7 protein-coding genes and 1 pseudogene are annotated in these 13,510 nt (G+C 71.0%); 7 read left to right on the top strand and 1 reads right to left on the bottom strand.

Going from position 1 to position 13,510, the window contains the following annotated elements:
• Positions 1-80: 80 nt before the first annotated feature.
• The 6 genes and pseudogenes from ACGF3A_RS42325 (at position 81) to ACGF3A_RS42350 (ending at position 10,074) form a co-directional block, all read left to right on the top strand.
• Complete coding sequence (locus tag ACGF3A_RS42325; protein ID WP_393736380.1) at positions 81-2,243, top strand: glycogen debranching N-terminal domain-containing protein; 2,163 nt, start codon at positions 81-83, stop codon at positions 2,241-2,243.
• 188 nt (positions 2,244-2,431) lie between these two features.
• Complete coding sequence (locus ACGF3A_RS42330) at positions 2,432-3,187, top strand: NUDIX domain-containing protein (protein WP_393736382.1); 756 nt, start codon at positions 2,432-2,434, stop codon at positions 3,185-3,187.
• Positions 3,188-3,275: 88 nt separating this feature from the next.
• On the top strand, positions 3,276-5,543 hold the full coding sequence (locus ACGF3A_RS42335) for an ATP-binding cassette domain-containing protein (protein WP_393736384.1): 2,268 nt from the start codon (positions 3,276-3,278) through the stop codon (positions 5,541-5,543).
• A gap of 241 nt (positions 5,544-5,784) precedes the next feature.
• Positions 5,785-6,642, top strand: a pseudogene (locus ACGF3A_RS42340) (FadR/GntR family transcriptional regulator); the annotation flags it as partial.
• A 731-nt stretch (positions 6,643-7,373) separates the two neighbouring features.
• Complete coding sequence (locus ACGF3A_RS42345) at positions 7,374-8,996, top strand: RNA polymerase sigma factor (RefSeq protein ID WP_393736386.1); 1,623 nt, start codon at positions 7,374-7,376, stop codon at positions 8,994-8,996.
• A 244-nt stretch (positions 8,997-9,240) separates the two neighbouring features.
• Positions 9,241-10,074: a serine protease gene (locus tag ACGF3A_RS42350; RefSeq protein WP_393736388.1), complete on the top strand. Its 834-nt coding sequence runs from the start codon at positions 9,241-9,243 to the stop codon at positions 10,072-10,074.
• Positions 10,075-10,655: 581 nt separating this feature from the next.
• On the opposite strand, the gene ACGF3A_RS42355 is transcribed toward ACGF3A_RS42350, so the two are convergent.
• Positions 10,656-10,886, bottom strand: a complete 231-nt coding sequence (locus tag ACGF3A_RS42355) for a hypothetical protein (RefSeq protein ID WP_136182056.1) — start codon at positions 10,884-10,886, stop codon at positions 10,656-10,658.
• 456 nt (positions 10,887-11,342) lie between these two features.
• Between ACGF3A_RS42355 and ACGF3A_RS42360 the strand changes: the two genes are divergently transcribed.
• On the top strand, positions 11,343-13,466 hold the full coding sequence (locus tag ACGF3A_RS42360; RefSeq protein ID WP_393736391.1) for a type IIA DNA topoisomerase subunit B: 2,124 nt from the start codon (positions 11,343-11,345) through the stop codon (positions 13,464-13,466).
• The last annotated feature ends 44 nt before the right edge of the window (positions 13,467-13,510 follow it).

Raw genomic sequence — 13,510 nt, forward strand, 5'->3', positions numbered from 1 at the left:
AGTGGCGGATACCGCGCACCCAATACCCGACCCCCACCCGGCCTCACCGGAGCACGGAAGAGGAAGCGGAGGAACGCGTTATGTCCCTGATCTCTCAGTCGAAGGCCCGTAGGCGCACGCCACCGGAGCCCTCCGCCGAACGCGCCCCAGGACGAGCCTCTCGCCCTGCTCCGCCCCCACGACGTGGCATTGAGTATCAGCCGGCGCACGCCTCCCTCATCTGCGTCGCCGCCCCCGCGCTGGTGATCTCGCTCGACCATGGGCAGCTACGGGGCGCGGGCTTGGAGGGCTTCTACCGGTCCGGTACGCGTGTGCTCTCGCGCTGCCAGGTCCGACTCTCGGGGCAGGAGCCGGTGCCCGTGCAGGGGCGGATGGTCGATTCGGCGCAGGCGCGTTTCCTGTCAACGGCCCGTGCCTCGGTCGACAGCGGCCCCGATCCGGAGCTCACGGTCGAGCGTCTTCGCTCGGCGGACGGGGCGGAGCACATCACCGTTCGGAACGCCGGCGAGGGGATCGTGCGGATGCCTCTGGAGGTGAGGCTCGGCACCGACCTGGGCGAACTCGGCGCCATCGCGGTCGGCAGGCCAGGCGCGGAACTCGCGGCGGCGGTGCACGGCCGTGGTCTCCGCTGGACCAGGGGACAGCTGCATGCCACGGTGACGGCTCGCCCCGCTCCCGACACCTCCTGGGCCGCCGCAGGGGTGCTCAGGTGGGACTTGGAGCTGCCACCCGGAGAGAGCCGCAGTCTGGCCCTCAGCGTCGAGCTGGAGTGCTCTTCGGACTCGGCCCGAACTCGCGCCGACAACAACAGCGACGCACTCCCTGAGGGAAGGGGACGGACGGGCGCTGCCCCGCTTGGCGGCGCTGCCTCACCGGCGAGCACCTCATCGGCGGGTGCCCGGACGAGCGGGCTGCTCGCCCACTGGGCCGAAGCGGAGGCAGAGGGAGACGACGCCCGGATCCGACAGCTCTTCCGTTCGAGTCTCGACGACCTGAGCGCGCTTCTGCTCCGTGATCCGGCGACGCCGTCCGAGGTCCACCTCGCGGGCGGGGTCCCCTGGCGGTGCGCCCTCGCCCCTGCCGAGTCCCTTCACGCGGCCAGGATGCTCCTTCCACTCGGCACCCGTCTCGCAGCCGGGACCCTGAGCACGCTCGCCAGGAGGCAGAACACGGACGCGGGGCCGGACCGCGGACGGATTCCCGGGACGCTGCGTCATGGCGGTCCGCGCGCTGCCCCCAGTTGCACAGGGATCGAGGCGACCCTGCTCTTCCCCACGGTGCTCGCCGAAGCCTGGCGCTGGGGGCTCCCTGAAAGCGACACGGAACGGCTCCTCCCGGCTGCGGAGCGCTGCCTGGAGTGGATGCGTGGGGCGGCGGGAGAGGAGGGCTATGTGCCGGACCCCGTGCCGGAAGGCCCGTATCGCTGCGAGGTCCAGGCGCACGCTCATCGGGCCGCCGTGCTGGGAGCAGGGCTGCTCGATGCCCACGGCCGGAGCGGCGGAGACGCGTTCCGGGAGTGGGCGGGGGAACTGCGGCTGCGCTTCGCCGAGGACTTCTGGTGCGAGGACAGGGGTGGTGGGAGGCCGGTTGTGCTCCGGACGCGGGGCGGGGCCAGGGAGAGTTCGCTGTGCTCGTCGTCCGTCGATCTTCTGGACACCGGGCTCGTGGGAGGCGGGGAGCACGCTCCCGGACTGCTGGACAAGGTGCGTACCGAACAGCTCGCACGGCTGCTGGGAGGACCGTCGCTGGACTCGGGCTGGGGACTGCGGAGTCTGGGGAGCGGGGAGCCGGGCTACAACCCGTTCGGCCACCGCGGGGGCGCCGTCAGGGTGCGGGAGACGGCGACGGCAGTCGCCGGGCTGGTTGTCGCGGGGTACGAGAAGGAGGCGTGCTCGCTGTTGCGGGGGTTGGTCGACGCGGCGGAGGCGTTCGGGCAGCGGCTTCCTGAGATGTACGCGGCCGAGCAGCGGACAGAGGGGAGCGCGCCGATTCCCCACCCGGCCGCGTGCCGTCCCGCAGCCGTGGCGGCGGCCGGGGCGGTGCAGGCGCTGACCGCGTTGGCGGGGATCCGCCCCGACGTTCCGGCCGGGACTGTAGCCGTACAAGCGGTGAGCAGCGCTCCGCTCGGGGAGGTGCGGCTCTCCGGTCTGCGGGTGGCCGAGGAGCCCTTCGCGGTGCGGATCAGCAGGCTCGGCATGGCGATGGTGGAGGAGGCGGCCGACGGGCTTCAGCTCTGCGGCTGACACCGAGGCGGGCGGAGGCGGAGCCCGCCGGAGGCGCAGACCGAGGCGGCGCATGCGACGGGGACCGAAGCTGTTCCGGAGGCACGGACCGAGGCGGTTCCGGAGACGGGACGGGAGGAGGCGAAGGAGGTGAGCGGGGTGCGGGAGAACGGACTGTTTATCGTCAGGGAGACGACTATGATCGCGCCATGCCCTACGACCCGTCGGCCTTCCCGCCCTTTGCCGTCACCGTCGATCTGGTGGTGCTCACAGTCCGCAGTCACGCGCTGTGCGCGCTGGTCGTCCGACGTGGGGAGTCCCCGTACCAGGGGCGGTGGGCGCTTCCCGGGGGGTTCGTTCGGGCCGAGGAGGACCTTGAGGCCGCCGCCGCGCGAGAGCTCAAGGAGGAGACGGGGCTGCGGTCGCACGAGCCGGACGGCCGCGACGCGGCGGCCCATCTCGAACAGCTCGCCACCTACGGCGATCCGCAGCGGGATCCGCGGATGCGAGTGGTCAGCGTCGCGCATCTCGTGCTTGCCCCCGATCTGCCCTCGCCGACCGCCGGAGGCGATGCGCGCAGTGCCCGCTGGGCGCCCGCCGACTCGCTGCTCGGCTCGGGGGACGGTATGGCGCGGGAGGGCGATCAGCCGGTGCCGCTCGCCTTCGATCACGACCGGATCCTGCTGGACGGGGTGGAGCGGGCGCGTTCCAAGATCGAGTACTCCTCGCTCGCCACCGCGTTCTGCCCGCCCGAGTTCACGGTGGGGGAGCTGCGCCGGGTGTACGAGGCAGTGTGGGGCGTGGCGCTCGACCCGAGGAACTTCCACCGCAAGGTGACCGGTACGCCGGGGTTCCTGGTGCCGACCGGGGGAACGACGACGCGTCAGGGCGGGCGGCCCGCGCAGTTGTTCAGGGCGGGCGGCGCGACACTGCTCAACCCGCCGATGCTGCGGCCAGAGGTCTGATTCCGGCGTCAGCGCGCGTTGCCCGGAAAGACGGAAATGTCGCGTTATCTTGCTGAGGTGCGTCCCCACGCGTCCAGCGGGAGAAGCGATGATCCAGGCCATTGGGCTCACCAGCATGTCCCGTCGACGGCGGCCGCCCGCCGTTGACGACCTCACCTTTGAGGCACGTCCGGGCAAGGTCACCGTGCTGTTGGGGTCCTCGGATGCGGGTTCGGGGGCGGGTACGAGCGACGCGTTGCGGCTCATGCTGCAGCTGCTGCCGGGGCGGGGGGTCGCGCTCTTCCGGGGGCGGCCCATGCACCGGGTGCCGCATCCGGCGCGGGAGGTCGGGGTGCTGCTCGGGGATGTTCCGGGGCACCCGGCGCGCACGGCGCGGGGGCATTTGAGGATGCTGACCGCCGTCGCGGGCGTTCCTGCCCGTCGGGCGGACGATGTGCTGGACGTCGTCGGCTTGAGCGGGCTGGCCGATCAGCGGCTCGGGGACTTCTCGCTCGGGATGGACCGGCGGCTGGGGATCGCGTCGGCGTTGCTGGGGGACCCGCACACGCTCGTTCTGGACGATCCCGCGCGAGGGCTGTCGCCCCGGGAGGCGAGTTGGCTCCACGGGCTGCTGCGTGGGTACGCCGACCAGGGCGGACTGGTGCTCACCACCTCGCACGACCCCAAGGAGGCCGCGAGGATCGCGGACCGGGTGGTGTCGGTCGAGGACGGACGGCTGGTCGCCGATCAGGATGCCGCCGACTTCCGGCGGACACGGCTGCGGCCGAGGGTGGCGGTGCGGACGCCGCACGCCGAGCGGCTGGCCGCCGTGCTCGCTCAGGAGGCCCGTGCGGAGGCGGCGGAGCAGAAGAAGGCGCGGCCTGTGGAGGTGGTGCGGGACGGCAGCGGCCGGGTGTCGGTGTACGGGAGCAGTTGTGCGGCGGTCGGGGAGTCGGCCTACCGCAACGGCATCCTTATCCATCAGCTCGCCGAGGAGATCGGGGACAGCGGGGACGCGTACCCGCCCCGTCCGCTCGTGCGGGCGGACGGCAGAGGTGCCGCGCGGCCCGCGCTCTCGCAGGCTCAGCCTTCTGCGGGGGAACGGGGCGCGGGTGAGTTCTCGTCGGCCACCCTTCCCCAGCCTTCCGAGTCCCGTGAGTTGCGTGAGTCGCATGGGCTGTCCGAGTTCTCTGGGGCTGGCGAGTCTTCCGGGGTCTCTGGGGCTTCCGGGGTGGTGGAGGCGTCGGAGGCTCCGACTGTGCCGGTGCCCGCGCTCACGCCGGTGCCAGCCAGTGCTGCCACCGCGTCCTCCGCCGTCACTGGTCCCCAGGCCGTCGTTCGCTCCTCCCATGGCGTCGCTTCCTCGTACTCCTCGGCCTCCTCCCACTCCGCCCCGACGTCCTCTTCATCCTCTTCGTCCTCCTCGGCCATCGCGATCAGGGCCGGTGCCGCTGCGGCCGTAGCTCCCGGTTCCCGGGCGGACGCGGTTGCGCAGGGGCGGGACGTCGTCGCTCGTTCGCTGTCGCCTGTCGTGCCTCGGCCGGGGCCTGCCGCGCCGTTGCGGTACGAGTTCCGGCGGGTGTTCGGGGTGCGGACGCCGTGGGTCGTGATGGCGATGGCGCTGCTCGGTGCCGTCGCGGTCGGAGCCGTGCTCGTACGGGCCGGGGTGGGCTCGGACGGGGGCTCGGGCGGGGACGGGGGAGGGCTGGCGACCGGAGTGCGGTTGCTGGTCGGGTGGCCGCCCGGGTCGCCGTTCTTCGTGCCGCCCGCTGCGGTGGCGGCGGGGCTGCTGGGGGCGTTCGCGTTCGGGCAGGAGTTCCGTTATCCCGCGCTGGCCCCCGCGCAGGCGCCCGTGCCGCGGCGGCTGGGGATGCTGCTGGCGAAGCTGTTCGTGTCGGCGCTGACCGCGGTCGTCCTCTGCCTCACGACGGCGGTGCTCAACGCGGCGGTGCTCACGCTGCTGTTCGGGGCTGACAGTGGGGCGTTCGCGCTGCCGTCCGGGACGGGGAGGTCGTTCTCGCCGCTCGTCCAGGCCGTCGCCGTGCTCGCCGTCTGTGTGGGGTGCGCGTGGGCGGGGCTGCTCGCGGCCGGGGTGTTCCGTTCAACGTGGGCCGGTACGGCGGCTGTTGTGGCCGTGCCGCTGCTGGTGGCTCCGGCGGTGCGGAAGTTGCTCGACGGGCCCGCTGCCCGTTCGCTGGAGGGGCTTCCGGAGCGACTGCAAAGGGCCATTCTTGTTCCGTGGCCTTCCGCTGTTGATCAGTGGGTGACAGTTGCTGTGCGCTTGGCGTCCCAACCACTCGGCCGTGCCCTCGCGTTGTCGCTCACCGTGCTGCTCTGCGCGTACGCGCTCACCTCGCTGCGCAGCAGGCCGCGCTAGGCACTGGCGGCTCGGTTTCCTTGCGAGAAGAGTTCGAGGGAATGCGGCAGGTGTTCACCTGAGGTCACCGCCAACGCCTCGCTGTGTGCGACGAGATGGCGCTGACGAGCGCCGTTCTTTCCGATAAGGCGTCAATTGTGCGGAAGTCATTGATCACCCTTTCGTGTGCTTTTCACCAAAGCCCTCAAGGCCGTCCCGAGCGCCGCCGACACAAGGAGGCGTGACTACCCTTGCGCACTCCATGATGACCGCGGCTCGTCCCGTCGACACCGGCCTCGTCGGCCCGGGCGAGCTGGACCGCTACGCGTACGCCGAGTCGACCGGCACGGCGCGCCCCACCACCAACGCCCCCGCGTGGGAAGGCTCCGAGGCCGATATGAACCGTGTGGGCCGCCGCGCCGCCGGCAGCCGCGGGCGCGGCCTGCACGGCCAACTCGTGCAGCAGCTGGGCCAGATGATCGTCTCCGGTGACCTGGGCGCCGACCGCCCGCTCGTCCCCGAGGAGATCGGTCAGCGCTTCGAGGTGTCCCGTACAGTCGTGCGCGAGTCTCTGCGCGTCCTGGAGGCGAAGGGACTCGTCAGCGCGCGTCCCAACGTCGGCACGCGCGTCCGCCCGGTCAGCGACTGGAACCTGCTGGACCCCGACATCATCGAGTGGCGTGCCTTCGGGCCGCAGCGGGAGGGCCAGCGGCGCGAGCTGTGCGAGCTGCGCTGGACCATCGAGCCCCTCGCCGCCCGGCTCGCCGCCGGGCAGAGCCGCGAGGACGTCCAGCAGCGCCTCGCCGACATGGTGGAGATCATGGGCCACGCGCTGGCCCAGGGCGACACGCTGACCTTCTCGCGCGCCGACGCCGAGTTCCACAGCCTCGTCCTCCAGGCCGCGGGGAACCGGATGCTGGAGCACCTCTCCGGCATCGTCTCCTCCGCGCTCCAGGTCTCCGGCGGCCCCGCGACGGGCTGCGAGCACCCGACCGAGAGTGCGGTCGGCCATCACCGGCGCGTCGTCGAGGCGCTCGTCGCCGGAGAGGCCGCCGTGGCCGAGGCCGCGATGCGTCAGCTCCTCAGCGTGCACAGCGAGTCCGCGCAGGCCGGTCAGCCGGGCCAGCCCGTCCAGGCCGGACAGGCGGCAGGGGCGACCGGCCCCGCCGCGGCCGCCGGAGCGGGCGCGGCGGCTCACCCGGGTCACCCCGGCCACGCCGGTCAGCCCGGCCAGTCCGCCCAGCCGGGTCAGCCCGTGCAGCACGGCCAGGTGGGACAGGTGCCCGCGGCCGGTGCCCCGGGCGGCGCCGACCATGTGGTTCCGGCTCCGCGCGAGCACTGACGCGGGCGGGCCCGCACCCGGCCCGCACGACAGGCCCGCGCTTCCGGCCCGTATCCCCGGTCGCCGGTCCCTCCGCGTCGGCTCATCCCCCGCCCCTCGTACGTACGGCCGCGCCTCCCGCACCCGGCGGCGCGGCCGTACGTACGGACAGCCAGGCCAGCCGTGGTCATACGTACGGAGAGCCGTGGCGGGTAGGGATGGAAGCAGCAGAGCCGAACCCGAAGTGGAGGACGCAGCAGTGGGGATGGAGGCAATTCGTCCGGTTCTAGCCGCATACACGTGGGTACACGGTGTGACTCGGGCCACGTGAATTGGGCGTAACGCTTCTCGCCCCAGCGCGATGACTCAAGAGGTGACAGCCGCGGAGGGAATACGGGCGCCCCGTGAGGGGCTGTTCTCAGAGTCGATCCCAGTCGAATCTCAGAGCCGTGTTTCTCCACTGCTCCGCCCGCGCCGTCGGTTCATCCCCATCGACGGTCCGCCGTTTCCATCGTTCCGAGAGGTTGTTCGTGTCGGCCAGCACATCCCGTACGCTCCCTGCGGAGATCGCCGAGTCCGAGTCCGTGATGGCGCTCATCGAGCGGGGAAAGGCTGAGGGGCAGATCGCCGGCGATGACGTGCGTCGTGCCTTCGAGGCTGACCAGATTCCGCCAACCCAGTGGAAGAACGTTCTGCGCAGCCTCAACCAGATCCTCGACGAGGAGGGTGTGACGCTGATGGTGAGTGCCGCGGAGGCGCCCAAGCGCACCCGAAAGAGCGTCGCAGCGAAGACCCCGGCCAAGCGCACCGCCACCAAGACGGTCGCCGCCAAGACCACCGCCAAGAAGTCCACCCCGGCGAGCACGGCCGCGCCGTCCGCCGTGACCGCGGGGGCCGACATGGCCGCGCCGAAGGAGTCCGCCGCCCCCATGGCCGCCGACGTGTCCTCGGCCGACGCGGTGGCGAGCGCCGCCGCGAAGAAGGCCGCCCCGGCCAAGAAGGCGGCGGCGAAGAAGACCGCCGCCAAGAAGGCCGCGGCCCCGAAGAAGACCACCGCCAAGAAGTCGGTCGTCGACGAGCTGCTCGAAGGTGACGAGGAGCTGGTCGAGGAGATCCCGGCGAAGCCCGCGGGCAAGGCGGGACCGGAGGACGGTCCGGTCGAGCCGAAGAACGAGAACGAGGGCTTCGTCCTCTCCGACGACGACGAGGACGACGCGCCGGCCCAGCAGGTCGCCGCCGCGGGCGCCACGGCCGACCCGGTCAAGGACTACCTCAAGCAGATCGGCAAGGTCCCGCTCCTCAACGCGGAGCAGGAGGTGGAGCTGGCCAAGCGCATCGAGGCGGGCCTCTTCGCCGAGGACAAGCTGGCCGCCGCGGACAAGCTCGCGCCGAAGCTCGAGCGCGAGCTGGAGATCATCGCCGAGGACGGCCGCCGCGCCAAGAACCACCTGCTGGAGGCCAACCTCCGACTGGTCGTCTCCCTCGCCAAGCGCTACACCGGCCGCGGCATGCTCTTCCTGGACCTGATCCAGGAGGGGAACCTCGGTCTGATCCGTGCGGTCGAGAAGTTCGACTACACGAAGGGCTACAAGTTCTCGACCTACGCGACGTGGTGGATCCGTCAGGCCATCACCCGCGCGATGGCCGACCAGGCCCGCACCATCCGTATCCCGGTGCACATGGTCGAGGTCATCAACAAGCTGGCACGTGTGCAGCGTCAGATGCTCCAGGACCTGGGCCGCGAGCCCACCCCGGAGGAGCTGGCCAAGGAGCTGGACATGACGCCCGAGAAGGTCGTCGAGGTCCAGAAGTACGGTCGTGAGCCGATCTCGCTCCACACTCCGCTGGGCGAGGACGGCGACAGCGAGTTCGGTGACCTGATCGAGGACTCCGAGGCGGTCGTTCCGGCCGACGCGGTGAGCTTCACGCTCCTCCAGGAGCAGCTCCACTCCGTCCTCGACACGCTCAGCGAGCGCGAGGCGGGCGTGGTCTCGATGCGCTTCGGCCTCACCGACGGGCAGCCGAAGACCCTGGACGAGATCGGCAAGGTCTACGGCGTCACGCGTGAGCGCATCCGCCAGATCGAGTCCAAGACGATGTCGAAGCTGCGCCACCCCTCCCGCTCCCAGGTCCTGCGGGACTACCTGGACTGAGCGGAGCCAGCACGCAGCAGGACGAAGAAGGCCGACGCGCCCCTCACCGGGCCGTCGGCCTTCTCGTGTGCGGCACCCGAGACGGCAGCCGGGTACGTCGTTCGGCGGTACGGACCGAACTCCCGTGCCGCCCGATCTCTCCGGATGCGGGGGGAGTGCGCCGGGAACACCCTGGGTGGTCACGGAGCCCCGTACGGTGAGGAGGTCGGGCGTGAAGCGCTGTGAACGAACTGTTGGTGTCCGAATGCTTGTGCCCGCGCTGCTGAGTGTCCTGCTGGCGGCGTTGCTCGCCCCCCAGGCATCCGCGGCGACCGCGGCGTCCACCCGTGACCGGGACGCCGACCGCGCGGTGATCGGCGGTGCGGCGGTGCGCGCGGAGGATCATCCCTGGGTGGTGGCGCTGTCCAGCCGGGCCCTGTTCGGCGGTACGCGATCGGGGCAGTTCTGCGGGGGAGCGGTGGTCGGTCCGCGGACGGCGATCACGGCGGCGCACTGCATGAGCCGTGAGGTGCTGGGGGTGGACCGGCGTACGGTCCGCGATTTGCGGGTCATCACGGGCCGCGGTGACCTGCGCGGCAAGACCGGCAAGGAGATCCCCGTCGCCTCGGTGTGGGTCAACCCGGACTACGACAGCCGGACCAACCGGGGCGATGTCGCGGTGCTGCGGCTGAAGTCGGCGCTGCCCAAGAGCGCGGTCCTCCCGATGGCCGGGCGCGGGGACGGGGCGTACCACGCGGGGACCACGGCCTCGGTCTTCGGCTGGGGGGACACCACGGGCAGCGGAAGTTACGCGGCCTCGCTGCGGGCCGCTCGGGTGGACATGGTGAAGGACGACTCGTGCGCACGCGCCTATCCGGGGTCGTCCGAGGGCAAGTTCGACGCCGCGTCCATGGTGTGCGCGGGCATCCCGCAGGGCGGGCGCGACGCCTGCCAGGGGGACAGCGGCGGGCCGCTGATCGCCCGGGGGAAGCTGGTCGGCCTCGTCTCCTGGGGCGTGGGCTGCGGCGAACGCGGGCGTCCGGGCGTCTATACGCGCGTCTCCGCCGTCGCGGACATGGTCCGCCAGCACGGGTCCTGACGGGAGGCCCCGGGCGCTCCTCGGGGCGGTCTCCGGGCCCTGCGGGCCCCGTACGGGGCCCGGGAGCCGGGCCTCGGGCCCCGGGGGCGTCGGCCCTCGGGGCCCGCCCTCAGATCCGGGCCCTCAGATCCGGGCCCTCGGGGCCGGGGCTCGGCTTCTCGGGTCCCGCTTCGGGCCCGAGGAGCCCCGGAGGTCTCGTGGACTTCACGGACCTCACGGGCCCCATGGGCTCCACCGGCCTCGAATGTCGCCCAGGGGCGGCCTCGGTCCAGAGCGCCGGGCGGCGGTCCCGGAGGAGGGCACTCCGGAGTGCGGGAGCGGCGTCCCCGCACGCACGGAATTGCGCCGCGCGGGTCAAGAGCGAAGCCCGTATCAAGCCCGGCGACCATAGAGCGGTAGCGCGCGGATACCCATTTCGCTCTCAGCGAAAAGCCGCGTAAATGACGAGAGCGGGCGGTCTCTCCCGGAATTCGGGGAGAGACCGCCCGCTACGTTCCGGCCCTGGGCCGGTCCGAGCTCGTCGGATGCGGACGCGATACGCGCGGAACGCGCGAACGCGCGTCAGGCGTCAGGTCGCCACGTCATCGTTCGTCTTCGCCTGCGGTCGCGGGAGTCGCGGTGAGCTTCTCCGTCTCGTCCTGTATCTCCGCGGCGATCTTCTTGAGCTCCGGCTCGAACTTACGGCCGTGGTGGGCGCAGAACAGCAGCTCACCACCGCTGAGCAGCACGACGCGCAGGTACGCCTGAGCGTTGCACCGGTCGCAGCGGTCAGCGGCCGTCAGCGGGGTCGCGGGGGTCAGAACTGTAGTCACGTCGCCTCTTCTCTAGCTCGACGAGCTGTCGTACCAGGGTCAACATCCAACCAGGCCGAAAACGTTCCCGCTCTGGCCTTCATTCCCTGACTTTTTTCTCCGGGAGGCCGGAATGCTGCCGGGTGGCGGCGAATGGGCCGTATTGCAGGGGATGGATCGTCTTCACACTGTTGTCGGTCGGTCCTGTGAAGTTGTGACGGTGCGGGTGGCTGTCGCTGCCGACGGTTGTCGGCGATGCGCCCTTCGTTCAGGAGGACGTGCCCGGAGCCTAAATGGTTCATGCCTGGAAGGGAACGTGATGTGTGCGTCACCCGGTCGAGTTATCGAACAGGCTATCGAAAGTGGGCTAACATGGCACTTCTCCTGGGTCGCACGACACGCGCTGTCCTGGGCCTCGGTACCCTCTGACGCGGCAGCCCAGCCGTCTCAAGCAGAATTAAGCGAGGAGCGAACCGCGTGACCGCCGATACGTCCGTGCCGTCCACCGCACTGCTGACCGGGGCAGACCGCGATGGCGGGTCCAATTACACCGCGCGGCATCTGCTCGTCCTTGAGGGGCTTGAGGCGGTGCGCAAGCGCCCAGGCATGTACATCGGCTCGACGGACAGTCGAGGCCTGATGCACTGCCTCTGGGAGATCATCGACAACTCCGTCGACGAGGCCCTGGGTGGCTACTGCGACCGCATCGAGGTCATCCTCCACGAGGACGGATCGGTCGAGGTCCGGGACAACGGGCGCGGGATCCCCGTCGACGTCGAGCCCAAGACGGGCCTGTCCGGCGTCGAGGTCGTGATGACCAAGCTGCACGCGGGCGGCAAGTTCGGAGGCGGCGCGTACGCGGCCTCCGGCGGCCTCCACGGCGTCGGCGCCTCCGTGGTCAACGCGCTCTCCGCCCGCCTCGACGTCGAGGTCGACCTGAACAGCCGTACGCACACGGTCAGCTTCCGGCGTGGCGTGCCCGGCATCTTCACCGAGCAGGGCCCCGAGGCGCCGTTCGACCCGGCCACCGGGCTGCTCAAGGGGAAGAAGATCCCCAAGACCCGTACCGGCACCCGGGTGCGGTACTGGGCGGACCGGCAGATCTTCCTCAAGGACGCGCGGCTCTCCCTGGAGACGCTGTACGCCCGTGCCCGCCAGACCGCGTTCCTGGTGCCGGGGCTGACCCTGCTCGTACGGGACGAGCGCGGCGTGGACGGCACCGAGCCGACCGAGGAGACCTTCCGGTACGACGGCGGGATCAGCGAATTCTGCGAGTACCTGGCGCCGGACCGGCCCGTGTGTGACGTCGTGCGCCTCCAGGGGCAGGGCAACTTCAAGGAGACCGTGCCCGTCCTGGACGACCAGGGGCACATGATCCCCACCGAGGTGCAGCGCGAGCTGGGCGTGGACATCGCGCTGCGCTGGGGCACGGGGTACGACACGACCCTGAAGTCCTTCGTCAACATCATCGCGACGCCCAAGGGCGGCACCCACGTCTCCGGATTCGAACGTTCGGTGACGAAGACCGTGAACGAGGCGCTGCGGGCCAAGAAGCTGCTCCGCGTCGCGGACGACGATGTCGTCAAGGACGACGCCACCGAGGGCCTGACCGCGGTGGTGACCGTGCGGCTGGCGGAGCCGCAGTTCGAGGGGCAGACCAAGGAGGTGCTGGGCACCTCGGCCGCCTCGCGGATCGTCGCGCAGGTGGTGGCCAAGGAGCTCAAGGACTTCCTGACCTCCTCCAAGCGGGACGCCAAGGCGCAGGCCAACGCCGTGCTGGAGAAGGTCGTCGCGGCGGCCCGTACGCGGATCGCGGCGCGGCAGCACAAGGAGGCGCAGCGGCGCAAGACCGCGCTGGAGTCCTCCGCGCTGCCGGCCAAGCTCGCGGACTGCCGCAACGACGACGTGGACCGGGCCGAGCTCTTCATCGTCGAGGGCGACTCGGCGCTGGGTACGGCCAAGCTCGCGCGGAACTCGGAGTTCCAGGCGCTGCTGCCGATCCGGGGCAAGATCCTCAACGTCCAGAAGTCCTCGGTCTCCGACATGCTCAAGAACGCCGAGTGCGGCGCGATCATCCAGGTGATAGGAGCCGGGTCCGGGCGGACCTTCGACATCGACCAGGCGCGCTACGGGAAGGTCATCTTCCTCGCCGACGCCGATGTGGACGGGGCGCACATCCGCACCCTGCTGCTCACGCTCTTCCAGCGGTACATGCGGCCGATGGTCGAGGAGGGGCGCGTCTTCTCCGCCGTGCCCCCGCTGCACCGGATCGAGCTGGTCAACCCCAAGAAGGGGCAGGACAAGTACCTGTACACGTACTCGGACAACGAGCTGCGGCAGACCCTGCTGGAGCTGGAGCGGACCAAGACGCGGTACAAGGACTCGATCCAGCGCTACAAGGGCCTCGGTGAGATGGACGCCGATCAGCTCGCCGAGACGACGATGGATCCGCGCCACCGCACGCTGCGCCGGATCAACATCAGCGACCTGGAGGCCGCCGAGCAGGTGTTCGACCTGCTCATGGGGAGCGACGTCGCGCCGCGCAGGGAGTTCATCAGCTCCTCGGCGTCCACGCTGGACCGCTCGCGCATCGACGTGTGAGACCCCTCCTGTGAGGCCCCTTCTGCGGGGCTTTCACAGGTCCA

It is taken from the genome of Streptomyces sp. NPDC048172 (assembly GCF_043202595.1).
Lineage (GTDB): Bacteria > Actinomycetota > Actinomycetes > Streptomycetales > Streptomycetaceae > Streptomyces.